This is a genomic window from Photobacterium galatheae (assembly GCF_000695255.1).
Lineage (GTDB): Bacteria > Pseudomonadota > Gammaproteobacteria > Enterobacterales > Vibrionaceae > Photobacterium > Photobacterium galatheae.
Genome location: NZ_JMIB01000006.1, coordinates 130,341 through 156,174, shown reverse-complemented (window position 1 = coordinate 156,174; position 25,834 = coordinate 130,341). Strand labels below are relative to the sequence as shown.

23 protein-coding genes are annotated in these 25,834 nt (G+C 52.6%); 12 read left to right on the top strand and 11 right to left on the bottom strand.

Translation table 11 applies throughout. The features are described 5' to 3' along the window. The first annotated feature begins 2 nt into the window (after window positions 1-2). Both EA58_RS04675 and acnB read left to right on the top strand, forming a co-directional pair. Window positions 3-2,222 (top strand): patatin-like phospholipase family protein, encoded by a 2,220-nt coding sequence (locus EA58_RS04675; RefSeq protein WP_081819558.1) that lies wholly within the window; start codon window positions 3-5, stop codon window positions 2,220-2,222. 215 nt (window positions 2,223-2,437) lie between these two features. Next, a complete protein-coding gene (gene acnB / locus EA58_RS04670) occupies window positions 2,438-5,035 on the top strand; it encodes a bifunctional aconitate hydratase 2/2-methylisocitrate dehydratase (protein ID WP_036749843.1) in 2,598 nt (865 codons plus the stop codon). Window positions 5,036-5,123: 88 nt separating this feature from the next. Here acnB and EA58_RS04665 read toward each other — a convergent pair whose 3' ends face one another. Further along, window positions 5,124-6,284 carry a glycerate kinase gene (locus EA58_RS04665; protein ID WP_036749535.1) on the bottom strand — a complete coding sequence of 387 codons (1,161 nt, stop codon included), beginning with the start codon at window positions 6,282-6,284 and terminating at the stop codon, window positions 5,124-5,126. A 197-nt stretch (window positions 6,285-6,481) separates the two neighbouring features. On the opposite strand from EA58_RS04665, the gene EA58_RS04660 reads away from it, so the two are divergent. The 6 genes from EA58_RS04660 to EA58_RS04635 all read left to right on the top strand — a co-directional run bounded on the left by EA58_RS04660 (window position 6,482) and on the right by EA58_RS04635 (window position 12,638). Then, window positions 6,482-6,850 (top strand): YacL family protein, encoded by a 369-nt coding sequence (locus EA58_RS04660; protein WP_036749533.1) that lies wholly within the window; start codon window positions 6,482-6,484, stop codon window positions 6,848-6,850. 195 nt (window positions 6,851-7,045) lie between these two features. Further along, window positions 7,046-7,384, top strand: coding sequence for a P-II family nitrogen regulator (locus EA58_RS04655; protein ID WP_036749531.1), 339 nt, complete (start codon window positions 7,046-7,048; stop codon window positions 7,382-7,384). A 29-nt stretch (window positions 7,385-7,413) separates the two neighbouring features. Further along, complete coding sequence (locus EA58_RS04650) at window positions 7,414-8,643, top strand: ammonium transporter (protein WP_036749839.1); 1,230 nt, start codon at window positions 7,414-7,416, stop codon at window positions 8,641-8,643. A gap of 165 nt (window positions 8,644-8,808) precedes the next feature. Next, the gene (locus EA58_RS04645; RefSeq protein WP_036749528.1) at window positions 8,809-9,822 is read left to right on the top strand and encodes a Fe(3+) ABC transporter substrate-binding protein; all 1,014 of its coding nucleotides are present in this window, start codon (window positions 8,809-8,811) and stop codon (window positions 9,820-9,822) included. A 150-nt stretch (window positions 9,823-9,972) separates the two neighbouring features. Further along, window positions 9,973-11,601, top strand: coding sequence for an ABC transporter permease (locus EA58_RS04640; protein WP_036749525.1), 1,629 nt, complete (start codon window positions 9,973-9,975; stop codon window positions 11,599-11,601). Beyond that, on the top strand, window positions 11,601-12,638 hold the full coding sequence (locus tag EA58_RS04635) for an ABC transporter ATP-binding protein (RefSeq protein ID WP_036749522.1): 1,038 nt from the start codon (window positions 11,601-11,603) through the stop codon (window positions 12,636-12,638). Before EA58_RS04640 ends, EA58_RS04635 begins: the two co-directional genes overlap by 1 nt. 15 nt (window positions 12,639-12,653) lie before the next feature. Here EA58_RS04635 and EA58_RS04630 read toward each other — a convergent pair whose 3' ends face one another. After that, window positions 12,654-13,256: a TetR/AcrR family transcriptional regulator gene (locus tag EA58_RS04630; RefSeq protein WP_036749519.1), complete on the bottom strand. Its 603-nt coding sequence runs from the start codon at window positions 13,254-13,256 to the stop codon at window positions 12,654-12,656. Between the two features lie 209 nt (window positions 13,257-13,465). On the opposite strand from EA58_RS04630, the gene hpt reads away from it, so the two are divergent. Continuing rightward, window positions 13,466-13,999 (top strand): hypoxanthine phosphoribosyltransferase, encoded by a 534-nt coding sequence (hpt, locus tag EA58_RS04625; protein WP_036749515.1) that lies wholly within the window; start codon window positions 13,466-13,468, stop codon window positions 13,997-13,999. Between the two features lie 88 nt (window positions 14,000-14,087). Here the strand turns inward: hpt and can are convergent, their stop codons facing one another. Next, window positions 14,088-14,744, bottom strand: coding sequence for a carbonate dehydratase (gene can, locus EA58_RS04620; RefSeq protein ID WP_036749512.1), 657 nt, complete (start codon window positions 14,742-14,744; stop codon window positions 14,088-14,090). 159 nt (window positions 14,745-14,903) lie between these two features. Here can and EA58_RS04615 point away from each other — a divergent pair, with 159 nt between their 5' ends. Continuing rightward, window positions 14,904-15,827, top strand: coding sequence for an ABC transporter ATP-binding protein (locus EA58_RS04615; RefSeq protein ID WP_036749510.1), 924 nt, complete (start codon window positions 14,904-14,906; stop codon window positions 15,825-15,827). Next, entirely contained in the window at window positions 15,824-16,594 is a 771-nt protein-coding gene (locus EA58_RS04610; RefSeq protein WP_036749508.1) for an ABC transporter permease, read from the top strand. The genes EA58_RS04615 and EA58_RS04610 overlap by 4 nt, the downstream gene beginning before the upstream one ends. Window positions 16,595-16,676: 82 nt before the next feature. Here EA58_RS04610 and panC read toward each other — a convergent pair whose 3' ends face one another. The 8 genes from panC to thpR all read right to left on the bottom strand — a co-directional run bounded on the left by panC (window position 16,677) and on the right by thpR (window position 23,205). Further along, window positions 16,677-17,555, bottom strand: a complete 879-nt coding sequence (gene panC / locus EA58_RS04605) for a pantoate--beta-alanine ligase (protein ID WP_036749505.1) — start codon at window positions 17,553-17,555, stop codon at window positions 16,677-16,679. Window positions 17,556-17,567: 12 nt separating this feature from the next. Further along, complete coding sequence (gene panB, locus EA58_RS04600) at window positions 17,568-18,362, bottom strand: 3-methyl-2-oxobutanoate hydroxymethyltransferase (RefSeq protein ID WP_036749501.1); 795 nt, start codon at window positions 18,360-18,362, stop codon at window positions 17,568-17,570. 25 nt (window positions 18,363-18,387) lie between these two features. Then, complete coding sequence (folK, locus tag EA58_RS04595) at window positions 18,388-18,873, bottom strand: 2-amino-4-hydroxy-6-hydroxymethyldihydropteridine diphosphokinase (RefSeq protein WP_036749497.1); 486 nt, start codon at window positions 18,871-18,873, stop codon at window positions 18,388-18,390. Next, window positions 18,870-20,240 carry a polynucleotide adenylyltransferase PcnB gene (pcnB, locus tag EA58_RS04590; protein WP_235199556.1) on the bottom strand — a complete coding sequence of 457 codons (1,371 nt, stop codon included), beginning with the start codon at window positions 20,238-20,240 and terminating at the stop codon, window positions 18,870-18,872. Before pcnB ends, folK begins: the two co-directional genes overlap by 4 nt. 99 nt (window positions 20,241-20,339) lie before the next feature. Continuing rightward, complete coding sequence (gene gluQRS, locus EA58_RS04585) at window positions 20,340-21,230, bottom strand: tRNA glutamyl-Q(34) synthetase GluQRS (RefSeq protein ID WP_036749490.1); 891 nt, start codon at window positions 21,228-21,230, stop codon at window positions 20,340-20,342. Window positions 21,231-21,308: 78 nt separating this feature from the next. Then, on the bottom strand, window positions 21,309-21,758 hold the full coding sequence (gene dksA, locus EA58_RS04580; RefSeq protein WP_036749487.1) for an RNA polymerase-binding protein DksA: 450 nt from the start codon (window positions 21,756-21,758) through the stop codon (window positions 21,309-21,311). A gap of 137 nt (window positions 21,759-21,895) precedes the next feature. Continuing rightward, window positions 21,896-22,603, bottom strand: coding sequence for a DNA/RNA nuclease SfsA (gene sfsA, locus EA58_RS04575; RefSeq protein WP_036749484.1), 708 nt, complete (start codon window positions 22,601-22,603; stop codon window positions 21,896-21,898). Next, on the bottom strand, window positions 22,600-23,205 hold the full coding sequence (thpR, locus tag EA58_RS04570) for an RNA 2',3'-cyclic phosphodiesterase (protein WP_051641898.1): 606 nt from the start codon (window positions 23,203-23,205) through the stop codon (window positions 22,600-22,602). The genes sfsA and thpR overlap by 4 nt, the downstream gene beginning before the upstream one ends. Window positions 23,206-23,324: 119 nt before the next feature. On the opposite strand from thpR, the gene hrpB reads away from it, so the two are divergent. Then, window positions 23,325-25,814: an ATP-dependent helicase HrpB gene (gene hrpB / locus EA58_RS04565; protein ID WP_036749482.1), complete on the top strand. Its 2,490-nt coding sequence runs from the start codon at window positions 23,325-23,327 to the stop codon at window positions 25,812-25,814. The last annotated feature ends 20 nt before the right edge of the window (window positions 25,815-25,834 follow it).

Below are 25,834 nucleotides of genomic sequence, written 5' to 3'. Positions count from 1 at the left end.
CAATGTTTTCTTCAACTTTAGTATTTGCGGAGCAAAAAAATGCTAAGCGGATCAAGGTTGGACTTGTGCTGGGTGGCGGTGGTGCGAAAGGGGCAGCCCATGTGGGGGTGCTGAAGGCACTGGAAGAAATGCAGATACCGGTCGACTATATTGTCGGAACCAGCATGGGTGCTTATGTCGGGGGGCTGTATGCTGCAGGCATGAGTGCGGATGAAATCGAAGCCATCCTGAATACTGTCGATTGGGCGTCGGGTTATGAAGACCGCGTCAAACGCAGTGAGCGCCGGGTCCGGGAGAAACAGCAGGAAGACCGGTTCCAGATCATCACAGATTTTGGATTCTCTTTTTGGGAAGTGAAGGTGCCCCGGGGCTTCGTGCAGGGGCAGACGATGGGGGAGATCCTGCGAACGACCTCTGGGAATCTACCCTGGATGGCCAGTTTTGATGAGCTGCCCATCCCTTACCGGGCGGTGGCGACGGATATTGAGCATCTCAAACCTGTCGTGTTATCCGGCGGGGACTTGGCCGAGTCGATGCAAGCCAGTATGTCAGTGCCGGGCTTACTGCCCCCGGTGATGCTGGATGGCAAGCTGTTGGTTGATGGCGGGATCACCAATAATCTGCCGATTTCTGTGGTGAAAGCAATGGGAGCGGATGTTGTCATTGCGGTGGATATCAGTAACGACTTTAAAACGGCGGATGAGTTGACCGACTATCTGGTGGTGATGGATCAGCTGACCGACTTTATGGTTCGGGACAACGCGGCCCGTCAGGAAGCCTTGCTGAAGGAGGCTGATTTTCTGCTGCGGCCCGATATTCAGGGCATTACCACCACAGACTTTGATCGGATGCCGGAAGCCTTTGACAGTGGCTATCACACGGTACAGGCGCAACGTTTTCAGCTTTCAGCGCTGGGCAGCGCGACTATCTATCAGAATTATATCGAGAAAAAGCAGGCTGCACGTCGCCGGCTGGAATTTCTGGAAGAAGGACGGATTGATGAAATCAAGCTGATCAACAACAGTGCTTATGCGGACGCGGTGTTACTGGATCGACTGCAACTGAAACCGGGCATGCGAGTGAATACTGAGCAGCTTGAGAAAAGTGTTCGTGACCTTTACGCGCTGGACAGGTTTGAACGGGTGGATTACCGAATCGTGCGCCGAAATAACCGTCATATCCTGATTTTGGAAGTGAAAGCGAAAAGCTGGGGGCCGAATTTTATAGACATGCGCTTTGCGCTCGAAGATGATTTTGCCAATAACACGGACTATTCAATTGGCTTGGCGCTGACGGCAACCGGATTGTCGGAGAAAGGAGCAGAGTGGCGCAATGAGTTGGAATATGGTTCTGACAAACGCATCGCGACCGAACTCTATGTACCTTTCACCAATGATCAGGAATGGTTCTCGGTGCTGGGCATGTCGTATGACGTGACCAATACGCATGTCACGGTTTCCGGCGAAGAACCGGATCTGAGAAAAATTGATGATTTTCTGGCTGCCCGATTCAGCGATGTGTCGATTGACAGCTCGATCGGCTGGCAGCCGACGCTGTGGCAGGAGTTCCGGCTGGGTTATCTGTTCGGTGACGGGGAAACAGAGTTTCCCGGGATTCTCCAATTGGGGCGTGAGAAGCGCAGTAGTCGTCGGATTTACCTCAGATACAATCTGGACACACTGGATGATTTTACCCTGCCTAAAGACGGGCACTATTTCCTGGCTGAAGTGGCCTCATCGGATGACAGTGTCCGATATCAGGGGGATAAATTTGCAGACTCCTCGTTACATTTTGATATCGGCTGGAAAGGGGCCTATACCTTTGGTCGCCATACAGTCATGGGTAAGGCGGAGTACGGTAAAGTCCGCTCCGATGCAGATTTGCGACTCGATCCGAAAGAGCTGGGTGGTTTTCTGAATTTATCCGGTATCCCGAAAAATAGCCTGTCTGGTAATAATAAGCTTTTTTCAGCATTGGTGTACCGTTACCACTTGATGGATAACGACTTTGGTCTGTTTAAGTCGTCAATCTATCTGGGCGGCTCTTTGGAGTGGGGGGGCGTGTATAACAACCCGGATCTCAAAGCTTCAGAAATACCCGGCTATTATGCCGGGAGTATTTTTACCGGAATTACCACGCCGTTTGGGCCGTTCATCCTGGCTTATGGTCAGACTGAAGAAGATCTGAGTTCATTTTATTTATTCTTTGGAGGAGAGTTGTAAGAAGCGGATTTTTCATGTTTTGTGAATGTTGTAAAAGTCCGTCCGATTTTAATTTTTAGTTAAAAATGGTATGCTCCGTAACCGGTTTTGGTCTCTCCTGCACGCCACAAAGGTCTGAATCAAATCAAGCATAATGCGTGCGAGAAAACCGGAGAGGGCAATCACTTCCAAGGATGTTTAACCGGTTGGTTAAACCGAAAAAAGAGGAATATGTCGTGCTTGAAGCCTACCGTAAACACGTCGAAGAGCGTGCTGCCGAAGGGGTTGTTCCCAAGCCTCTGGACGCCGAGCAAACTGCTGCTCTGGTTGAGCTGCTGAAAAATCCCCCTGCAGGCGAAGAAGCCGTCCTGATTGATCTGCTGGAAAACCGCATCCCACCGGGTGTGGATGAGGCAGCTTATGTGAAAGCAGGTTTCCTGGCAGCGATTACAAAAGGTGAAGCCTCTTCTCCTATCGTCAGTACAGAAAGAGCCGCTGAACTGCTGGGCACCATGCAAGGTGGTTATAACATTGAGCCACTGGTCAGCCTGCTGGATGACGCCGCGCTGGCTCCGATTGCCGTGAAGGCACTGTCTCACACCCTGCTGATGTTTGATGCTTTCTATGATGTCGAAGAGAAAGCAAAAGCCGGCAATGAATTTGCCAAGCAGGTCCTGCAATCCTGGGCTGATGCAGAATGGTTCCTGTCTAAGCCTGAACTGGCTGAAAAAATCACGCTGACTGTCTTTAAAGTCACAGGTGAAACGAATACCGATGATCTGTCTCCGGCACCGGATGCATGGTCACGTCCAGATATCCCGCTGCACGCACTGGCAATGCTGAAAAACGAGCGTGATGGCATTGAGCCGGATCAGGCGGGCAGTATTGGTCCGATGAAACAAATTGAGGCCCTGAAAGAAAAAGGTCATCAACTGGTTTACGTCGGTGATGTTGTGGGGACCGGTTCTTCCCGTAAATCTGCGACGAACTCTGTGCTGTGGTTCATGGGGGATGATATCCCGCATGTGCCGAACAAACGTGCCGGTGGTTACGTGCTGGGCGGTAAGATTGCGCCAATCTTCTTCAATACCATGGAAGATGCCGGTGCACTGCCAATCGAAGTAGACGTCACTGCGCTGAACATGGGTGATGTGATTGATGTTTACCCATTCAAAGGTGAAGTCCGTCGCCACGGTAGCGATGAAGTCGTGTCGACCTTCAAACTGAAAACAGACGTGCTGATCGACGAAGTTCGTGCCGGTGGCCGTATTCCGCTGATCATTGGTCGTGGCCTGACAGACCGTGCCCGTGAATCTCTGGGTCTGGAAGCATCAGCAGTCTTCCGTCGTCCTCAGCCGGTGGCAGATACAGGCAAAGGCTACACGCTGGCACAGAAAATGGTGGGTAAAGCATGTGGTGTTGATGGCATCCGTCCCGGCACCTACTGTGAGCCGAAAATGACCACTGTGGGTTCTCAGGATACCACGGGTCCGATGACACGTGATGAGCTGAAAGATCTGGCATGTCTGGGCTTCTCAGCCGATCTGACCATGCAGTCTTTCTGCCATACCTCGGCGTATCCGAAGCCGGTGGATGTGAACACGCACCACACCCTGCCTGATTTCATCATGAACCGTGGCGGTGTCTCGCTGCGTCCGGGTGACGGCGTGATCCACTCCTGGCTGAACCGTATGCTGCTGCCTGATACTGTCGGTACCGGTGGTGACTCGCATACACGCTTCCCGCTGGGTATTTCTTTCCCGGCTGGTTCTGGTCTGGTTGCTTTCGCTGCGGCGACAGGCGTGATGCCGCTGGATATGCCTGAATCAATTCTGGTTCGCTTCAAAGGCGAGATGCAGGAAGGTATTACCCTGCGTGATCTGGTTCATGCGATTCCTTACTACGCGATCAAGCAAGGTCTGCTGACGGTTGAGAAAGCCGGTAAAATCAACGAATTCTCGGGTCGTATCCTGGAAATCGAAGGTGTTGAGCACCTGACCGTTGAGCAGGCGTTCGAGCTGTCTGATGCATCTGCTGAGCGTAGTGCTGCGGGTTGTACCGTGAAACTGTCTCAGGCATCTGTGGCTGAGTACCTGGAATCAAACATCGTGATGCTGAAGTGGATGATCGCGGAAGGTTACGGTGATCGTCGTACCATTGAGCGTCGTATTACAGCGATGCAGGAATGGCTGGCGAACCCTTCTCTGATGGAAGCCGATAACGATGCAGATTACGCTCATGTGATCGAAATCGATCTGGCTGAGATCAAAGAGCCGATTCTGTGTGCGCCAAATGATCCGGATGATGCACGTCTGCTGTCTGATGTTCAGGGGACCGCGATTGATGAAGTCTTCATCGGTTCCTGTATGACCAACATCGGCCACTTCCGTGCTGCCGGCAAGCTGCTGGATAAATTCGGTGGTCAGCTGAACACCCGGATGTGGGTGGCTCCGCCAACGAAAATGGACCGCGACCAGCTGACTGAAGAAGGTTACTACGGTATCTTCGGACGTGCCGGAGTACGGATTGAGACGCCGGGATGTTCGCTGTGTATGGGTAACCAGGCGCGTGTTGCTGATAAAGCGACTGTGATGTCGACTTCGACCCGTAACTTCCCGAACCGTCTGGGTACAGGCGCGAATGTCTTCCTGTCTTCTGCGGAGCTGGCTGCTGTGGGTGCCATTCTGGGTCGTATTCCGACGCTGGATGAGTACCTGGAGTACGCGAAGCAAATCAATGCGACGGCAGCAGATACTTACCGTTATCTGAACTTCCACCGCATGGATCAGTACACCAAGCGTGCTGATGACGTGATTGTTCAGGCGGCCGTGTAATTCTGTCGGCTGACAATGTGTCAATTGAAAGGGAGCCGGTGGCTCCCTTTTTTTGTTCGTTTTTTTCTGGGTGTTGTTATCGGTGTTTTTATGTCGATGGATGTTGCGCTTTCAACTGACCGCCGATAGTGAGCAGGGCAGCAACATTACGGGCTGTCAGTTCAAGATTAGCTGCGCCTTGCGACAATGCTTCTTCCAGATCGCAGGCACGATTGACGACGCTGAATACGGCATCAATCCCATGGTCGTGAACCACACCGCAGTCTTCAGACAGGCTGCCTGTAATACCGATGACCGGCAGTCCGAAACGTTTGGCTGCCCGTGCCACTCCCACAGGGGTTTTCCCGTGAATGCTCTGACTGTCGATCCGGCCTTCACCGGTAATCACAAGGTCGGCATCGGCCATGGCATCATCCAGCCGGACGGCATCCATCACAATTTCAATCCCGGGGCGCAGTGTTGCATTGAGGACGCCAAGCAGTGCTGCCCCCATACCGCCTGCGGCACCAGCCCCCGGATGTTGCCGGATATCGCGGCCGAGCTGATGGCAGAGCACATCGGCAAAGTGAGACAGGTTATGGTCGAGTTGTGTGACCATGGCTGGGGTTGCGCCTTTCTGTGGGCCAAAGACGACGGAGGCACCCTGGGGACCGCAAAGCGGGTTATCGACGTCACAGGCGACTTCCAGCCTGATTTCTGCCAGTCGGGGATCCAGCCCGAATAAGTCGATGCTTGTCAGGTGTGAGAGTGCGCCGCCGCCATCCCCGATCGCCAGATTGTGTTGATCGAGGCATTGAACACCCAGCGCCTGAAGCATCCCGACGCCGCCGTCATTAGTTGCACTGCCGCCGATACCGATGATGAGATGATCGATGTCCTGATCCAGTGCAGCTTTGATCAGTTCGCCAGTGCCGTAGCTGGTGGTGAGCAGTGGATTCCTTGCTTGCATTGGCACCAGGTGCAGCCCTGAAGCGGCAGCCATCTCGATCACCGCCGTTTTGCCATCTCCCAGTAAACCATAAAAGGCATTGACCGGATGGCCCAATGGCCCGGTGACATGCTGGTGGATGATTTGTCCATCAGTCGCATCCACCAGTGAACGCACGGTGCCTTCACCGCCGTCGGCCATCGGCAGTTTTTGGTAATCGGCATCTGGCAGAACCTGACGAAAGCCGCGTTCAATGGCTTCGGCAACAGCCATTGCGGTCAGGCTTTCTTTGTAGGAATCCGGCGCAATAATGATTTTCATAAACGAGCCTTGTCCGTTCCTGCCGGAGCGCGGGAGGAAGCGGGTTGCAATTTGTGTGAGTTCCTGACATGGTGCGCGCCTGCTTTCAGCATGCACTGCGATGCCAGGCTTTGATGATGCCTTTTGCATTCAGTCTATCGAGCAAATGATCAATCGACAAACCGCCTGGTGGCGAAAAGAACAAGAGTAGGGCAGGTATGGATTACGAGTTTAAGAAAAATATGCTGGATGGCAGCTATCATGTTGTTTTTTCAATGGGACATGAAGCGCTGGGCCGCTGGCTGATCGAAGAAGTCAGCGATGACGAGGCGAAGATCACTCAGATTCTGACTCAACTTGGTGCACTCAAAGGCACCACAAAAGAATGGCAGTTATCCGGTGAAGAAATGTCGTTAATCCTTCAGGATAATGAAGCAATTGTTCAGGCCAACTACCTGTTTTTCAACACGGAAGAGGAGCTGGAAGAAGACATGAGCCATTATGATGACGAAGCTGTTTCCTGCTGTGGTTTTGAAGACCTTGAGCAGGTTTTGCATGCCTGGCGTGCATTTATCGCAGGTCGGTAGCTGAGGAAGGCGAGCACAGCCTGCCGCTTGCTTCTTTTCGGGGAATCAGCCGCACCATGATGGTGCGGCTTTTTTGTACAACCTGGTTTCCGGTTCGATAACTTATTGTTTTCTATTTGTTTTAAAAACTGGCACGAAGCTTGTTTATTTGACTGTGTACTGACTGAGGGATGCACAGGTTTAAGGAGCAGGTTAATGAAACTCATCAATGCAATTATCAAACCTTTTAAGCTGGATGATGTTCGTGAAGCACTGGCAGATGTCGGCGTCGAGGGGATGACGGTTTCTGAGGTCAAGGGATTTGGCCGCCAGAAGGGTCACACTGAGCTGTACCGCGGCGCTGAATATCAGGTTGACTTCCTGCCGAAAGTCAAACTGGAGATTGCCACGCAGGCTGAGAACCTTGAGATCATTCTTGAGGCAATCAGCAAGGCGGCCCATACCGGCAAAATCGGTGACGGTAAGATTTTTGTGTATGACCTGGACCACGCGGTGCGGATCCGTACCGGTGAGACAGATGCCGAAGCATTATAACAACAAGATGTGATAAGAGGACGATGACCATGGAATTATCAACCACAGTGACGGAGTTGCGTTACGCACTCGACACCTTTTTCTTTCTGATTTCTGGCGCACTGGTAATGTGGATGGCAGCTGGTTTTGCCATGCTTGAAGCGGGCTTAGTGCGTTCAAAAAATACCACTGAAATTCTGACGAAAAACTTTTGTCTGTACGCGATCGCCTGCACCATGTATCTGATTGTCGGTTACAACATTATGTATGTTGATAACGGTGAGGGAGGCTGGCTGCCATCATTTGGAGCAATGTTCGGCACGCAGGCTGATGGCGCGGATCATTCGCTGGAATCTGATTTCTTCTTCCAGGTGGTCTTCGTCGCGACGGCGATGTCTGTGGTTTCCGGTGCGGTGGCTGAGCGAATGAAGCTTTGGGTCTTCCTGATTTTCTCCGTCGTGCTGACGGCTGTGATTTACCCGATTGAAGGCTACTGGACCTGGGGGGGGGGCTTCTTGTCTGCGGCGGGCTTCAGTGACTTTGCTGGCTCAGGGATTGTGCATATGGCGGGTGCGTCTGCGGCATTAGCGGGTGTGTTGCTGCTGGGCGCCCGGAAAGGGAAATATGGCAAACATGGTGAAATCCTGCCAATTCCTGGGTCGAATATGCCATTGGCGACACTCGGGACATTCATTCTGTGGTTTGGCTGGTTCGGGTTTAACGGTGGTTCTCAGCTGATGGTGTCGGATTTCGAGAACGCGACTGCGGTCGGTAAAATTTTCCTGAACACCAATGCGGCAGCAGCGGCTGGTGCGCTGGCAGCACTGGCGGTGTGTAAAACCACCTGGGGTAAAGCGGATTTAACTATGATTCTGAACGGTGCGCTGGCGGGTCTGGTTGCGATTACGGCGGATCCTCTGTCGCCATCACCCATGGCGGCTGTGATTATCGGTGTGATTGCCGGTGCTGTGGTGGTCTTTAGCATCGTTGGTCTGGATAAGTTGAAAATTGATGACCCGGTGGGTGCGATTTCTGTGCACGGTGTGTGCGGTTTCTTCGGTCTGATGGTGGTGCCATTTAGCAACGGGGATGCCAGCTTTGGGGCGCAACTCTTGGGTGCCGCGGTCATCTTTGCCTGGGTATTCGGGGCGAGTCTGGCGGTGTGGGCGATTCTGAAATACACCATCGGGATCCGTGTGAGTGAAGAAGAAGAGATGGCAGGTATGGATTTACACGATTGTGGTATCGATGCTTATCCTGAGTTTGTCAGTGTTAAATAATTGCTCTAAATCTGAACTAATTCACAAAATTGTCAAAAACGCTGCCGAATGGCAGCGTTTTTTTGTGTTCATTTGTTTCAACGCATTGTTGGATGGGACTGCTACAGTATAATTGAGCGATACTGATAAACGTTATCATTCATTTTTGTATTAAGGAATTGCTCGATGAAAAAGCTGTTCGCCTCAGCCGTATTACTTGGTCTGTCTGCGCCACAAGCAGTGCTTGCTGCTGAAGAAGTCAATGTTTACTCTCTGCGCCAACCCTTTTTGATTGAGCCGATGCTGAAAGAGTTCACTGATGAAACGGGCATCAAAGTGAATGTGAAGTTTGCTAAAGACGGTATTGCTGAGAAGCTGGCTCAGGAAGGTGAATACAGCCCAGCAGACGTGGTTCTGACTGTAGATATCAGCCGTCTGGCGGAGCTGAGCAATAAAGGCCTGGTTCAGCCGGTTCAAAGCGACTTGATTGAGAAAAACATTCCGGCTCAGTATCGCGACTCTGATGATGAGTGGTTTGCCCTGACGCTGCGTACGCGCAGTGTGTATTCTTCCCGCGACCGTGTTGGCCATTTGCCAGAAAGTTTTGACTATCTGGATCTGGCGAAGCCAGAATGGAAAGGCAAAATCTGTACTCGTTCTGGCAAGCATCCTTACAATATCTCTTTGGTTTCTTCAATGATTGCTCACTATGGTGAAGCTGAAACCAAAACCTGGCTGGAAGGCGTGAAAGCAAACCTGGCGCGTAAACCACAAGGGAACGACCGGGGCCAGGTGAAAGCTGTGAAAGAAGGTCTGTGTGATCTGGCGATTGGTAACAGCTATTACCTGGGTAAGATGCTGAGCGATGACAGCCAGAAATCCTGGGCTGAGTCGGTTTACATTGACTTCCCGGGCCAGCAGGCGAACGGCACCCATGTCAACATCAGTGGTATGGCGATGGCGAAATATGCGCCAAATAAAGACAACGCGAAGAAGCTGATGGAGTTCCTGACTTCTGACAAGGCGCAGCACATGTATGCTGAAGTGAACTTCGAGTATCCGGTGAAAGCTGGTGTTTCTCGTTCAGAGCTGGTTGCATCCTGGGGTGACTTCCGAGCGGATAAACTGCCGCTGGAGGCGATTGCCGAGCATCACAGTGCAGCGACCAAGCTGCTGGATGAAGTGCAGTTTGACCTGTAAGTGAAAGAAAAATAGGGGCCGGTTGGCCCCTTTTGCACTTTTGTCTGGTATCTTTGGGGCGTTTTTTTCGCGAACTGCTTGGACGCAGGCGTTGCTTGACTGAAGCAACAGTTACTATCGTGTCCGGTCAAGGATACTAAGTTGTAGGCAATGAAAGACAAATATCCCCTTTGGCAAACCAGTGGCTGGACCTTCGGCGTACTGCTGGTCATCCCGATTCTGGCCATCTTCTATACCGCGATTGGCGCGTCCGATGAGCTTTTTTCACATCTGATGGACACCGTGATGGGCGCTTATACGCTCAACACACTGGGACTGGTTTTCGGAACATCTTTGCTTGCTGCGGTATTTGGCCTGCCATCTGCGTGGCTGATGGCTATGTGCCGTTTACCCGGGGAAAAATGGCTACAATGGGCGCTGGTGCTGCCGCTGGCAATGCCGGGTTACATTATTGGTTATATCTATACCGACTGGCTGGATTATGCCGGGCCGGTTCAGATTCTGCTTCGGGACTGGTTTGGCTGGCAGAGCTATCAGGATTACTGGTTCCCCGACATTCGCACCTTGGGTGGTGCCTGTCTTGTCCTGGCGCTGGTGTTGTACCCCTATATTTACCTGTTGGCGAGAACGGCATTCATGGAGCAGAGTGCCAGCCTGTTGCAGTCTGCCCGGTTACTGCGATGTTCGCCATTAGAGAGTTTTCGTCGTATCTCTTTGCCCCTGGCGCGGCCTTCGATTGCGGTCGGATTGTCACTGATCGCCATGGAAACGCTGGGTGACTTTGGGACCGTCAGTTACTTTGCCGTTCACTCACTGACGACAGCGGTGTATGACACCTGGCTGGGCTATTCCAACCTCAATGCTGCGGCGAAGATCTCCGCGTTGATGCTGCTGGCGATTTTTTTGCTGATCAGTGCGGAACGATTCAGTCGCAGACGGCAGAAACTCTTTCAGCAACACAATGGGCCGAATGAAGATGTTCGATACCTGTTGTCGGGCTGGAAAAAAGCACTGGCCTTAATTTGGTGTTGGGGACTGATTGGATTCGCTTTTGTCTTGCCATTTTTGCAGTTGGTCTACTACGCCTGGCACTACTTTGCACAAAGCTGGACGGCTGAGTTCAGAGAATACAGCATTAACAGTCTGATGGTCTCCGGAAGTGCAGCCCTACTGGCTGTTGTGGTCGCGCTGCTGGTGAACTTCTATCATCGGCTGGATGGCAGGCCGGTCAGTCTTGCGCCAATGCGGATGAGCGCGATGGGTTATGCTGTTCCGGGAACTGTGCTGGCCATTGGGGTGATGATCCCGCTGACCTCAGCGGATCATCTGATCAATGATTTCACTCGTGCCATGGACTGGGGACGTCCGGGATTGGTTCTTTCTGGCACCATGTTTGCCATGATCTTTGCTTTTGTTGTCCGCTTTGGTGCCGTGGCGGTCGGGAGCGTGGAAAGTAGTTTGGCGAAGATCTCGCCGTCACTTGATATGGCTGCGAAAACGATGGGTTGTGCGTCTGTGCCGATGTTGCGTCGGGTGCACCTCCCGCTGATCCGGCGAGGCTGTCTGATTGCGGGTCTGCTGGTGTTTATTGAGTCCATGAAAGAGCTGAATGCCGCTCTGCTGCTGCGCCCGTTTAATTTTGAGACCCTGGCAACCTATGTGTTCAATTACGCCTCTGATGAGCAGCTGGAGCTGGCGGCACTGCCTGCGATTTTGCTTGTCTTCGTCGGGTTAATTCCCCTGGTTGTTGTTAACCGTTCACTGGAGCAATCACATTGATGAGTCATGCGCTATCTGTCCAAAATCTGACGTGCCGTTATAACGGTCAGGCTATTCTGGAAAATTTGTCTCTGGTGGTTGAGGACAATGAGATTGTCTGTTTGCTGGGGGCGAGTGGTTGCGGCAAAACCACTTTACTGAAAGCGATTGCCGGCCTGCTGCCGCTGGAACAGGGGAGTATGGCTATCAATGACCGGACAATCGTGGATAGCCAGCGTTGGGTGCCGCCCGAAAACCGCAATATTGGAATGATCTTTCAGGATTATGCGCTTTTCCCGCATCTGACAGTGGCAGAGAATGTCGCCTTTGGTTTGCGTCACTGGGATAAAACCAAGGCCAAGACCAAGGTCGCTGAAATGTTGTCTCTGGTGCGCCTGGACGGATTGGGGCAGCGTTACCCGCATCAGCTGTCTGGTGGTCAGCAGCAGCGTGTTGCGATTGCCCGGGCATTGGCCTGCGAGCCAGATTTAATCTTGCTGGATGAACCTTTCTCGAATATCGATACCCAGGTCAGGCATGGTCTGATCCGGGAAATCCGCCGGATCTTTAAAGCACAGGGGGTGACTGCTATCTTCGTGACCCACAGTCGGGAAGAAGCTTTTGCTTTTGCAGATCGCCTTGCCGTCATGCATAACGGTGTGATTGAACAATTCGGCACAGCAGCAGAATTGTATTACCAGCCCTGCAGTCGATTTGTGGCGGATTTTCTTGGGGCTGGCTCATATCTGCCTGCAACAGTGCATCAGCATGAATTGCAGACACCGCTTGGCCCCATTGATTTGTCTCGTGCAGTCACTTTTGGGGAAGGAAAACACGTTGAGTGGCTGGTCAGGCCGCAAAATCTGAAACTCATTGAGGATGAAGAGGGAGAAGGCGTGATTTTGGAGCAGCAGTTTATGGGCGACAGCTGTCGCTATACGGTGGACTATAAGGGGCACCACCTGATTGTGAATACCCCTATGATCCTGCAAGCAGGTCAGCGCGTGTCTGTGGAACTGGATTTGTACCAGTCGGTAATGCTGGCAGCGGCCAGCTGACGCTGATGGGTCTGCTTACGGGAACATTAGGCTGATGTAAGCATCGGCCTGTGCCTGCATGCTGTCTTTGTTGGGTTCAATGTTGGCGCGAAGGTACAGTACGTAACAGAGACCATGCAGTAACCAGGTCAGATCGTAAGATGCGATATCTGTACTCAGCTGGCCGTTTTGTTTACCCAGTTCAAAAATATTAGTGACCTGTTTCAGGTTAGGTTGGTTTGCATCCAGGAACTGGGGCCATGTTTCTGTACGGACTGACGTGCTCCATTCGAACCACACTTTGAGCCAGTCTTGCTGCTCGATAACAGCATCAATCAGATAACCTGTAATACAGCTTAGGTGACCGTGGATGGTGTCGTGTTCTTCTCCCAGACATAGGTTTAATAATTCGTTGAACTTACGTTCAACCTGATAAAGAACTTGCTCAACGAGTGCTTCACGGGTTGGAAAGTAATTGAATACAGTCGCCACGGAAACATTAGCCATGTCAGCAATGTCGGCATGTCCGGCACGACCAATTCCCCTGCGGGCAAATACTTCCAGCGCACACTTGAGAAGTTGTTGTTTACGTTTCTCGGGTGAGAGACGTGTCCTCGTTTTCTTAACTATGGTGTCCATGCTACAAATTCCCTAGCCAATCATTTTAATATGCACTTTGCTTAATAACTCTACCTCAGCCTGTGAATTGGTTCAATCCTGATTTGTTCAGGGGTGCAGCATGGCTCGAAGAATGGATGGATAACTTTTCTTGATTAACGATGATAGAATAGTCTTTTAGTTATCACAGAGAACCCTGGCGCATGCCAAATGCGCATATGGAGAAGTAAATGAAGCATACCATTGAAGTCATGATTTCTGAGCAGGATGTTCAGGCAAGGATCAAAGAGCTGGGAGAGCAAATTACCGCCTACTACCAAGGCTCAGAAAACCTCGTCATGGTTGGGTTGCTGCGTGGTTCCTTTATCTTTATGGCCGATCTGGCCCGTGCGATTGAGCTTCCGCACGAAGTCGATTTTATGACCGCTTCCAGCTACGGCAATGCCATGGAAAGCAGCCGAGATGTCCGGATCCTGAAAGATTTGGATGACGAAATTGAAGGTAAAGATGTTCTGCTGGTCGAAGATATTATCGATACAGGTAATACGCTGAATAAAGTGCGTGAGATTCTGGCGCTGCGTAATCCAAATTCGATTCGCATCTGTACGCTGCTTGATAAGCCTGAGCGCCGTGAAGTTGCTGTTGATGCCGAGTGGATTGGTTTCGAAATTCCGGATGAATTTGTGGTCGGTGTCGGCATTGATTACGCTCAGAAGTACCGCCACCTGCCGTTTATCGGCAAAGTGGTACCCCAGGAAGACTAATCAGCCGCTCTTCAGTCTGGTGTGACCTCACAAAAAGCGACCCTTTATTATCGGGTCGCTTTTTGTTTCAGGGCGATATCAGTGTTCGTCATTTGAGTGTACCAGGCAGGATACTGGCCATTGCATCCTGAAAAGACACTTCCAGCGTCTCTCTACTGGTAGCCGTTACGCCCAGATCACTGAGTTTGCCGTCGCCGATACCGTAGACCCAGCCGTGAATCTTCACTTTCTGACCCCGTTCCCATGCTTGCTGCATGATGGTAGAGTTCCCCAGGTTGTACACCTGTGACGCCACGTTGATTTCACACAGCTTATCGGCCCATTCTTCACGAGGCAGCTGACCCAGATCGCTGCGGTGCTTCAGGTACAAATCCCGAATGTGCAGTAACCAGTTATTGATCAGACCCAGTTGCGGGTTGTCAATGGACGCGGCGACACCACCACAACCATAGTGGCCGCAAATAATGATGTGTTTCACCTTGAGTACATCCACGGCATACTGAACCACGGAGAGACAGTTGAGATCGGTATGAATCACCTGATTGGCGACATTTCGATGGACGAATAACTCACCTGAATCCAGACCGGTCAGCCGCTCGGCGGGGACTCGGCTGTCTGAGCAACCAATCCACAGGTACTCTGGGTGCTGTGCTTTAGCCAGATGTGAGAAAAATTCGGGATCTTCGGATTTGATTTTTTCCGACCAGGAAAAGTTATTGGCGAATAACTGTTTAATTTCTGCCATGACAACACCTTAGTTTGCTACATTGGGCTGTTTATCTTTGCTCTGTATACTTTTGACAGATTCAAAGATAAACAGGTCATTACTATACACTTGCAAGGCGACTTGCAAATCCGATTAGTTGATAATTTAACGATTGATAACAAATCTCAAGCGTATTGTATGAATGCATTAGAAATTACTCACTTAAATAAAGTTTATCCTGGGGTGCAGGCCCTAAAAGAAATGAGCCTGACGGTAGAAGAAGGAGACTTCTTTGCCTTGCTTGGCCCGAATGGTGCCGGGAAGTCCACCACGATTGGGGTGATCAGTTCGCTGGTCAATAAGACATCCGGGCAGGTCAAGGTGTTCGGATATGATATCGACACCCATCTGGTGGAAGCCAAGAACCAGTTGGGTCTGGTTCCGCAGGAATTTAACTTCAATCAGTTCGAGACCGTTGAACAGATTGTGCTGAATCAGGCCGGCTTTTACGGGGTCCCCCGTGCACTGGCGAAAGAACGGGCGGAAAAATATTTAACCAAGCTGGATCTGTGGGGAAAACGCAACGAGCGTGCCCGCAACCTCTCTGGCGGGATGAAACGGCGTCTGATGATTGCCCGGGCGCTGATGCATGAACCGAAGCTGTTGATCCTGGATGAGCCTACCGCCGGGGTCGATATTGAACTGCGTCGCTCCATGTGGACATTTCTGCGGGAAATTAACCGTCAGGGCGTCACCATCATCCTGACGACGCACTATCTGGAAGAAGCTGAGATGCTGTGCCGGAATATCGGGATTATCAATCATGGTGAGCTGATTGAGCACACCAGTATGAAATCGCTGCTGGCTAAGCTTGAGGTGGAAACCTTTATCCTGGATGTAGCCTTAAATGGCAGCAAACCGGAACTGGCCGGTATTTCCTGGAAAATGCCGGACAATCACACGCTGGAAATTGATATTCACAAGGGGACGGGCCTGAATGCAGTCTTCAGCCAGTTGTCTGCGCAGGGCATTGATGTGCTGTCAATGCGGAACAAAGCCAACCGACTTGAGGAGTTATTCGTGACCTTAGTGGCCCAAAGTAAAGGAGCGCCGTCTGCATGAGATATCAGTACTGGATTGCGTTTAAGAGCCTGATTAGTAAAGAGGTCAACCGGTTTGCCCGGATTTGGGTTCAGACACTGGTGCCACCGGCGATCACCATGACGCTCTATTTCATCATTTTCGGCAGTCTGATTGGGAGCCGGATTGGTGAGATGGGCGGTTTTACTTACATGGAATACATTGTCCCTGGACTGATCATGATGTCGGTGATCACCAATTCATATTCCAATGTGGCGTCTTCATTCTTCAGTGCCAAGTTTCAGCACAATATTGAGGAACTGCTGGTCGCACCGGTGCCCAATTTCGTCATTATTGCCGGATACATTGGTGGGGGTGTCCTGCGTGGGCTGGGAGTTGGCGTGATTGTGACGGCTGTCTCTCTGCTGTTTGTCGACCTGAAGATTGCGCATTTTGGCGTGATTGTGGCAACGGTCATCATGACGTCTGTGGTGTTTTCACTGGGGGGACTGATTAATGCGATTTATGCACGAACTTTTGACGACATCAGTATTATTCCGACCTTTGTTCTGACACCGCTGACTTATCTGGGCGGGGTGTTTTATTCCTTAAGTCTGCTGCCTGAGGTCTGGCAGTGGGTGTCTAAGCTGAACCCGATTGTCTATATGGTGAATGCGTTCCGTTATGGTTTTCTGGGCGTTTCGGATGTGGGGATCGGGATGGCATTCAGTGTGTTGATGGCGTTTGTGGTGGTGTTATACAGCATTGCACACTACCTGATTGCGAAAGGCATTGGTTTGCGGTCCTGAGAGCATTCCGTGTGCCGGGAACCATCAAAAAAGCCCTGACAATTTCAGTCAGGGCTTTTTTCTGTCAGGCAGAGCAGTCTGTTCAGGAAGATTCAGATTCTGAAGCCGGGGTGCCCAGTTCAATCACCTGATTATCGATCAGACGGGCTTTGCCCAGAAATGCAGACATCAGAATCACGGCCTGGCTGGTTTCGTCACCCACCACTTGTAAGGTGCGAGCGTCACGGATGTAAATTTCATCCGGTTCCAGACCGGCAGCACGCAGCTGATCGTTGGCATCCAGCACCACTTCATCAAAGTCACGGCGACCGCCACGGATCTGACTGCTGATCCAACGCATGGTTTTGGCCAGCACCGGTGCACGCTGGCGTTCATCCACGGTCAGATAACCATTCCGGGAACTCATCGCCAGACCATCCATTTCACGGACGGTCGGGACACCGATGATATCGATCGGCATCGCCAGATCGGCCACCATCTGGCGGATTAATGCCAGCTGCTGGAAGTCTTTCTCGCCGAAACAGGCCACATCCGGTTGCACAATATTGAACAGCTTGGTCACAATCGTAGAGACGCCACGGAAATGACTTGGACGCAGTGCGCCTTCCAGCATATGTGACAGACCCGGGACTTCGACGAAGGTCTGGCGATCCATCCCGTTGGGATAGATGATGTCCGGCGTTGGGGTGAACACCAGTTCCACGCCTTCGCTATTGAGCTTGGCCAGATCGTCGTCCAGTGTCCGTGGGTAGTTGTTCAGGTCATCGGATTTGTCAAACTGCATTGGATTGACAAAGATGCTGACCACCACAATGTCAGCTTGTTCGCGAGCCTTGCGAACCAGAGTCAGGTGCCCCTGATGCAGATTCCCCATGGTCGGAACGAAGGCAATCCGGCGGCCTTCACGGCGCCAGACCCGAATCTGTTCACGAACAGGAGTAATCTCAGCAAAAGTCTGCATGTTGGGTTTTCCTTACTCAAAGGTATGCTCAGAAGCCGGGAAGGTTCCCGCTTCCACTTCAGACAGGTATAGAGAAACCGCTTTGCGGATATCCCCGGTCTGAGCCAGATAATTTTTAGAAAAGCGTGGCATATAGTTGGCAGAGATGCCCAGCATATCATGCATCACCAGGATCTGGCCGTCGGTGACGTTCCCGGCACCAATACCAATCACTGGGATATCCAGCGCTTCTGTGATTCGTTTTGCCAGCGAAGCCGGCACACATTCCAGTACCACAATCTGGGCACCGGCATTTTGCAGAGCAAGGGCATCGGCCAGCATTTCATCGGCACGAGCCTGATCCCGCCCCTGGATTTTGTAGCCCCCGAAAATATTGACGGACTGAGGCGTCAGACCCAAATGGGCACAGACGGGTACGGCGCGTTCCGTCAGTGTGCGGACGGTTTCAGCCAGCCAGGCACCGCCTTCGAGTTTCACCATGTTGGCCCCGGCACGCATCAGCTTCGCGGCATTCTCGCAGGCTTGCTCCGGTGTACCATAAGTCATGAACGGCAGATCGGCCAGTAGCAGCGCATTCGGGCTGCCTGTACGTACACTGCGGGTGTGATAAGCCATGTCATCAATCGTAACCGGCAACGTGTCGGTTCGGCCTTGCAGGACCATTCCCAGAGAGTCACCAACCAGAAGCACCGGGACTTCCTGTTGCTCGAACAGTTGGGCAAAACTCGCATCATATGCGGTGAGTGAGGCAAACTTACGACCTTCCTGCTTCCATTTCATCAGGTCGTTAATTGTAATTTTCTTCATTATTTTCTCCCTTATCCCGGGTGTGTCAGGATTGCCACACGCACAGGCCATTACGGTCCACACCGGATAACAGTTCATTCAGAACAGTGCCATCAGGCAGGACGAGTTCAGGGGCAATCTCAGCCAGTGGATACAAAACGAATTCCCGGACTTTCATGCCATAGTGCGGAATTGTCAGACGCTCGCAGTGGTGTTGCAAGTCGCCATAGAGCAGGATATCCAAATCCAGAGTGCGCGGGCCCCAGCGCTCAGCTTTACGGACCCTGCCATGTTCCTGTTCAATCTGTTGGGTCAGATCGAGCAGGGCCAGTGGTGCCAGCGTTGTATTGATGGCAACCACGGCATTGATGTAATCCGGCTGATCCTGCGGTCCCATGGGGGAACTGCTGTACAGCGAGGATTCTGCGACAACCTGAATGTCCGGCGACTGGCGCAGAGCTGTCATCGCTTGACGGGCCTGGCTGACCGGATCATTCAGATTGCTGCCAATGGCGATATATGCGCGGATCATGACGCTGATTTCGCCTGAGGTTTCTTCCGGCGGGCTGGACGACGACGGCGTCGTTTTTGCCCGTTTCCACCGGCGAGTTCCTGAATCATTTGATTGCGTTCATTGCGCTCTGCAAACTGGAATTTGTACCACCAGGTTGCCAGTTCAGCGATGTTTTCCCCTTCGAACTGGCCACGCATTTCCAGAAAATCAAAGGCCGCACGGAATTTGGGATTTTCCAGCATGGCAAAGGCACGTTTGCCAAATCGGCGATCGAAACGGTGTTGCAGTTGCCAGATATCGCGCACTGTGGTTGTCAGACGACGCGGCACAGCAATCGTTTTGACTTGTTCATCCAGAATGTCATTTGCCGCAATCATGAAGGCGTCATAATCATTCAGGCCGCCGGTACTGGAGATTTCTTCAGCACGAGTGACCACCGGATACCACAGCATGGCCGCAAACATGAAGGCCGGGTTGACCCGTTTTCCTTCCGCGATGCGCTCATCCGTCGCGGCCAGAATGTGTTCGATCATCCGCTCAGTCTGGCTGCTGTGATCTTCAGTAAAGTGTTCGGTCAGAATCGGGAACAGCTGCTGGAACAGGTTGTATTCACGCAGCATCTTGTAAGTGTCCAGCCCCTGTCCGGATTGCAGTAGCTTCAGGCTTTCTTCAAACAGGCGTGCTGGCGGAATGTCCTGCAGCAGTGTTGATAATGCCTGAATTGGCGCTGCGGTTGCCGTTTCAATCTGCATGTCCAGTTTGACGGCAAAGCGCACGGCCCGCAGCATGCGAACCGGATCTTCACGGTAGCGGGTTTCCGGATCACCAATCAGTCGTACCAGGCGCTTTTGCAGGTCCTGTACACCGTTGGCATAATCCGTGACCGTGAAATCTTTAATGCTGTAATACAGGGCGTTAATCGAGAAATCCCGGCGCTCGGCATCTTCATCGATGGTGCCGTAGACATTATCACGCAGCAGCATGCCTTCATGGTTCCGGGATGAAACAACCTGTTTCCCGGTTGGGGCTTTGACTGAACCGGCATCATGGTGACCACGGAACGTGGCAACTTCAATGACGTCACGACCGAACAGGATATGGGCCAGACGGAAACGGCGGCCAATCAGGCGACAGTTTCGGAACAGCGCTTTAATTTCTTCCGGCGTTGCGTTGGTCGCAATATCAAAATCTTTGGGTTTTTGGTCCAGCAGCAGATCCCGCACACCACCGCCGACTAAATAAGCATCGAAACCGGCTTTATTGAGGCGATAGAGTACCTTCAGCGCATTTTCGCTGATGTCTTTGCGGGAAATACCATGCTCCTGGCGTTGATAAACTTGCAAGCTTGGCTCCTTGTTACCCGAAGCATTTTGCTCTCGGGTCAATACTTTACGGCAAAAGCTGGCGACTCGACTAAAGATAACACACCTCGTTATTTCACATTGGCCGGACTGAACAGCCGCATATCATATACCCAACCTGCCTCAAGATGCTAGGTTCAGCGTGATCGCTGTTGTTGGCGGCAGGTTCGTGACATCCCAGTGTGCGATCCCCCAACAGAGGATTTCCCGGGGGGTGGCAGACGTTAATTCTGGCGGAGGCGACATCCCCAGAAAGACCATAGCCTGACACAACAGCGGCCCGGGTCGGCGTTTATCGATGGCAGGCGCATGGTTCTGCTTTGACAGCTTATTGCCGTTCTCAGTCACGGCCAGCGGCAGATGCAGATAGCTGACTTCGGGCCTGCCTAGCTGACGGTACAGGCCAATCTGGCGCCCGGTTGGCTCAATCAGATCTGCCCCTCGGACGACTTCGGTGATCCCCTGCGCAATGTCATCTAAAACGACTGCCAGGTTATAGGCATACAGACCGTCACGACGGCGGATAATAAAGTCTTCCTGTGCCAGTTGCTCAGGAATGTCGATCCAGCCATGCAACAGATCGTGAAAACCGGTCACGGCTTCATTGACCTTCAGCCTGACGGCGCTGTCGGTGGCGGTATGGTCTGCTGTCCGGCAAGTGCCGGGGTAAAAACCACCTGCATCTTTAATCGCTTTTCGGCTGCAGCGGCAATAGTAGGCATCGCCCTGATCCAGCCACTGGTCGATTTGTGCCTGATACAGGGAATGGCGATGACTTTGATAAATCACATCGCCATCCCATTCCAGACCAAAGGCTTCCAGTGTGCGGAGAATATCGTCGGCCGCGCCCGGCATTTCTCGCGGCGGATCCAAATCTTCCATTCTGACCAGCCAGCGTCCCTGTCGGGCACGGGCCTGCAAGTAACTGCCAAGCGCTGCAACCAGCGAACCAAAGTGCAGCGGGCCGGACGGCGATGGTGCGAAGCGGCCAGTATAAGAAGACTGAGTTGTCATAGCGGTCGGTATCAGCAAATGAAAATAAAAAAGGGAGCGAGCGCTCCCTTTTGTCTGATTAGGGTTACAAAGGGCAGCTTAGCCAGCCATTTGTTTTTCTTTGATTTCTGCCAGTGTCTTACAGTCGATACAAAGGTCGGCAGTCGGACGGGCTTCCAGGCGGCGGATACCAATTTCCACACCGCATGAATCACAGAAACCAAAATCATCATCTTCGATACGTTGCAGCGTCTTTTCAATTTTTTTGATCAGTTTACGCTCACGATCGCGGTTACGCAGTTCCAGGCTGAATTCTTCTTCCTGTGCTGCGCGGTCAACTGGATCTGGGAAGTTAGCCGCTTCGTCCTGCATGTGGTTTACGGTACGGTCAACCTCTTCACGTAGTTGGTTGCGCCAGGCTTCCAGAATCTTACGGAAGTGCGCAAGCTGCGCCTCACCCATATATTCTTCGCCGGCTTTTTCCTGATATGGATCAACCCCAGCAATAGCCAGGATGCCTAGCGATTTTTTAACTTTGCTCTCTGGCATATAGCATCTCCTAACATATACCGAATAACCGTCACTGGTTAATTTTGGCGGGTATCTATAGCAGAAAGGATATAACGTGGCAATTGCTGCATCTCTTCAATTTTATACCATTGTGAAGAAAGCATCATTTTTCCTTTTTACTGTGCAAATTCTACCCGCTGGTTTAACGTCAGCGCCGTGGGGCTGATGTCTGCTCGGTAGCAGAAGACTTCAACACCCGCTTTTTCTGCTTGTTTTAGCAATGTCTCATAGACCGGGTCTATATGGTGCGCCGCAGCGACATTTTCAATCCCTGAATGCAGCACAGCAAAAAATAAAACTGCCCGTTGGCCGTTCGCCGCAACTTCCGCCAGTTCTCGTAAGTGCTTTTGTCCTCTGGTGGTGACAGCATCCGGGAAATAACCTCGGCCGTCGTTTTCCAGCAGGGTGACACTTTTCACTTCGATAAAGCAGGAAGGCAGAGAAGGATCATCCAGAACAATATCTACCCGGCTGTTTTCAGTACCATACTTCACTTCCGTGCGCAATGAAGCATAGCCCGATAATTCAGGAATGTGGTCATTTTTGAGCGCTTCTACCACAATCTGGTTGGCGCGAGCGGTATTAATACAAATCCAGTCGCCGGCCTGCGTCTCGGTCAGCTCCCAGCTATGGGCATATTTTCGCTTTGGATTGTCGGAGGTGGAATACCAGATGGTGGCCCCTGGTTCGGCACAGCCGGTCATGGCCCCGGTATTGGCACAATGCATCGTGGTTTCTGTGCCGTCTGGCAGCGTGACATCGGCCAGAAAGCGCTTATAGCGTCGAATCAGTGTCGCGGGCTGCAACGGTGAGGGATAAATCATGTCCTGTCCTGTGGGGCATTTTCTTCAGAGATGAGTGACCATTCTCGGGCCAGTCGATAGTTCACACCCGACCGGCTCGGATCAGAAATATACAGTCCGAAGCGTTGAAAGTGAAAATGAAACGTGTCCTGTGCCTCTTGCTGGGCAGGGCGATGCCACACATTTCGTCGCAATGTAATGTGCGGCCTGTAGGTTCTGTCTTCCTGCGGTAACCCGACCGCTTGGGCGCACTGGCTGAGCTGCTGTGTCAGCATCAGCAGTGCATCGGGTGTTTCTTCACTGCCCAGCCAGAGCACCTTGCTGCGCTTCCAGTATCCGAGGTGATTGAACAGGATGGCAAAAGCGGGGATCTCCAGCGGATCGACCAGAGCAAGCAACTGATCGCGTTGCTGCGTTGTGACTTGCCCCAGAAAAGCCAGGGTGAGGTGCAGGTTGGCGTCGGGAACGGTACGTCCTTTACCGGGAAAACTTTCTTTTAGCTGGCAGAGTCGCTGAAAGGGTGTCTGGTTGGCGGCAGGCGGTTCGTTGAGCGGCAGGGCAAAGAACATGCGCTGACTGACGTCGGTTGAGTTTTGGTCTGCTCGATCGGATAGCGTGGTCATCGTGAACTCCTGTCTCTCGGATAGCACCGTGATTCCTGGTTGAGTACAATCATCCCGAACGATAGGATCGTCCCATACAGAAAATGTTCCTCCTTAGAAGATGACACAAGGGTCCCACATTGTCACAGCTCCCGATTGAAGCCGTTCTGCCAGATTTGCATGCCGCGTTGCAGCGCCATGAGCAATTAATTCTTAAAGCGCCGCCCGGAGCGGGTAAATCGACCCGTTTACCGATCTTTTTGCTGGAGAACCGTGCCATTGCCGGCAAAATTGTGATGCTGGAACCTCGTCGGCTGGCGGCACGAAACATTGCGGCTTATCTGGCTGCTCAGTTGGGAGAGACCATCGGGCAAACCATTGGCCTGCGGATGCGCGGGGAAACCAAAGTCAGTGCTGCGACCCGGCTGGAGATTGTCACGGAAGGGGTGATGACCCGGATGTTACAGCAGGATCCAGAACTATCCGGTATCGATTTACTGATTTTCGACGAATTTCATGAACGAAGCCTACATGCTGATACGTCGCTGGCACTGGCGCTGGAAGTGCAGGAAGCACTGCGGGATGACTTAAAGCTGTTGGTGATGTCGGCGACTTTAGATCATGAAGCCTTGCAGACCCTGTTGCCGGATGCCGGCTTTCTGGCTTCAGAGGGACGCAGTTTTCCGGTGGATTATCGTTATCAGAGTCAGGGGACTGCGGCTCAGCAAAACCCTGGTGTTGCGACGGACTGGACCGGCAAGCAGATACTGAAGTTATTGTCAGAAGAGTCGGGGTCCATGCTGGTCTTTCTGCCCGGTGCCGGTGAAATCCGCCGTCTGGCTGAATGGCTTGAAGCGGCGGCGGGATCCGATGCCATCATGGCGCCATTATATGGACAACTGGATGCAAAGGCCCAGCAGCAGGCGATTCAGCCGGCCCCGAAAGGGAAACGCAAGGTGGTGCTGGCGACCAATATTGCCGAAACCAGTCTGACGATCGAAGGGATCCGGCTGGTGGTTGATACTGGCTGGGAACGGGTGTCACAGTGGGATCCGAAAACCGGGATCAGTCGTCTGGCGCTGGTGCGAATTGCCCGTTCGTCGGCCGAACAGCGAGCCGGGCGGGCCGGACGTCTGGAGCCCGGGATTTGCCTTCGCTTGTACAGTGAAGAGATGCTGACCCGTCAGCCCGCAGTCCCGCAACCTGAGATCCTGCGGGCTGATCTGAGTCGCCTGGCACTGGAACTGGCTCAGTGGGGATGCGCCAGTGCTGACGAATTACGCTGGCTGGATACGCCGGCCGAAGCTGCCCTACAGCAGGCCAAAGCATTATTGCAGGCATTGGGCGCACTGGACGAACGGGGACAACTGACCGCAAAAGGTCAACTGATTCAGCAATCAGGGACGGAACCCCGACTGGCTGCGATGCTGGCGCACGCCCGGACACTGCCGGCATCGGCACAGACGACGGCCGCGTTGCTGGTGGCACTGCTGGAAGAACCGGCACGTGGTATCCGTAATCCGGATCTGGCATATCAGCTGCATTTACTGGAATCGGATCAACTGCCCCGCAGTCAGTTATACCGACAGCGGGCCAGACAGCATCTGGCAACCCTCCGGAATGGACAGGATGCTGCACCGGGCTGGCGTACAGACCGACGCTGGCTGGCGACGCTGATGGCAGCCGGTTTTCCCGACCGGATTGCGCTGTCCCGCGGGCAGGAAGGCCGTTTTCAACTGGCGAATGGCCAGGGTGTCAGTGTGGATCATGAGCAACTGCTGGCGACGGAATCGGCGCTGGTGGTGGCGGATGTTGTTAAAACCCGTCAGGGCGATAGCCAGGTGTTCACGGCTGTGGCCGCAGATATCGAACAATTACGGGAAGATTTGCCACCCTTGTTCCACGAGCGGGAATGGCTGGACTGGGATGATAAAAAAGGGCGGCTGGTCGCAGAAAAGCAATGTTGTTGTGGCAAGCTGGTGATTCAGCGGACACCGATGGCGGAGCCTGATCCGGCCCGGGCCAGTGAAGCCCTGCTCAATGCGATCCGTCGTCAGGGGCTGAGTGTCCTGCCGTGGCAGGCCCGCAGTGAAAGCTTGCGAATCCGGGCCTGTTGTGCCGAAACATGGCTGCCTGAACTGGCGTTGCCTGCGATGGATGATGCCAGTCTGCTGGCATCTCTGGAAGACTGGCTGCTGCCCTTTATGACCGGCATCCGTACCATGAAAGCGCTTGTGAATCTGGATCTGTCGGCGGCACTGGAAGCGTATCTGGGCTGGGACAAGACGAAGATGCTGGACAGTGCATTGCCAACACATTATGAGGTGCCAACCGGCTCTCGCTATCCAATCCGATATCAGACGGGACAGGCACCAGTGCTGGCAGTCCGGATGCAGGAAATGTTTGGTGAGCAGGCTTCACCTGTGATTGCCAACGGCAAAATTGCAGTGGTGCTGGAGTTATTATCGCCAGCACAGCGACCGTTACAGATCACCTCGGATCTGGCCGCATTCTGGCAGGGTGCCTACAAAGACGTGCAGAAAGAAATGAAGGGGCGCTACCCGAAACATGTCTGGCCGGATGATCCTGCCAGCCATGCGCCAACCCGAAAAACCAAGAAGTATCTGTAAGCGCTGGACAGTGCCGAGAT

Excerpts from the sequence above, each read along its gene's own strand:
- EA58_RS04640 (WP_036749525.1), top strand. The coding sequence starts at position 9,973 with ATGAAAGACAAATATCCCCTTTGGCAAACCAGTGGCTGGACCTTCGGC.
- EA58_RS04675 (WP_081819558.1), top strand. The coding sequence starts at position 3 with ATGTTTTCTTCAACTTTAGTATTTGCGGAGCAAAAAAATGCTAAGCGG.
- sfsA (WP_036749484.1), bottom strand. The coding sequence starts at position 22,603 with ATGATTTATCCCTCACCGTTGCAGCCCGCGACACTGATTCGACGCTAT.
- EA58_RS04660 (WP_036749533.1), top strand. The coding sequence starts at position 6,482 with ATGGATTACGAGTTTAAGAAAAATATGCTGGATGGCAGCTATCATGTT.
- dksA (WP_036749487.1), bottom strand. The coding sequence starts at position 21,758 with ATGCCAGAGAGCAAAGTTAAAAAATCGCTAGGCATCCTGGCTATTGCT.
- thpR (WP_051641898.1), bottom strand. The coding sequence starts at position 23,205 with ATGACCACGCTATCCGATCGAGCAGACCAAAACTCAACCGACGTCAGT.
- EA58_RS04610 (WP_036749508.1), top strand. The coding sequence starts at position 15,824 with ATGAGATATCAGTACTGGATTGCGTTTAAGAGCCTGATTAGTAAAGAG.
- EA58_RS04630 (WP_036749519.1), bottom strand. The coding sequence starts at position 13,256 with ATGGACACCATAGTTAAGAAAACGAGGACACGTCTCTCACCCGAGAAA.
- EA58_RS04615 (WP_036749510.1), top strand. The coding sequence starts at position 14,904 with ATGAATGCATTAGAAATTACTCACTTAAATAAAGTTTATCCTGGGGTG.
- EA58_RS04655 (WP_036749531.1), top strand. The coding sequence starts at position 7,046 with ATGAAACTCATCAATGCAATTATCAAACCTTTTAAGCTGGATGATGTT.
- hpt (WP_036749515.1), top strand. The coding sequence starts at position 13,466 with ATGAAGCATACCATTGAAGTCATGATTTCTGAGCAGGATGTTCAGGCA.
- folK (WP_036749497.1), bottom strand. The coding sequence starts at position 18,873 with ATGATCCGCGCATATATCGCCATTGGCAGCAATCTGAATGATCCGGTC.
- panB (WP_036749501.1), bottom strand. The coding sequence starts at position 18,362 with ATGAAGAAAATTACAATTAACGACCTGATGAAATGGAAGCAGGAAGGT.
- EA58_RS04665 (WP_036749535.1), bottom strand. The coding sequence starts at position 6,284 with ATGAAAATCATTATTGCGCCGGATTCCTACAAAGAAAGCCTGACCGCA.
- can (WP_036749512.1), bottom strand. The coding sequence starts at position 14,744 with ATGGCAGAAATTAAACAGTTATTCGCCAATAACTTTTCCTGGTCGGAA.
- EA58_RS04650 (WP_036749839.1), top strand. The coding sequence starts at position 7,414 with ATGGAATTATCAACCACAGTGACGGAGTTGCGTTACGCACTCGACACC.
- EA58_RS04645 (WP_036749528.1), top strand. The coding sequence starts at position 8,809 with ATGAAAAAGCTGTTCGCCTCAGCCGTATTACTTGGTCTGTCTGCGCCA.
- EA58_RS04635 (WP_036749522.1), top strand. The coding sequence starts at position 11,601 with ATGAGTCATGCGCTATCTGTCCAAAATCTGACGTGCCGTTATAACGGT.
- gluQRS (WP_036749490.1), bottom strand. The coding sequence starts at position 21,230 with ATGACAACTCAGTCTTCTTATACTGGCCGCTTCGCACCATCGCCGTCC.
- panC (WP_036749505.1), bottom strand. The coding sequence starts at position 17,555 with ATGCAGACTTTTGCTGAGATTACTCCTGTTCGTGAACAGATTCGGGTC.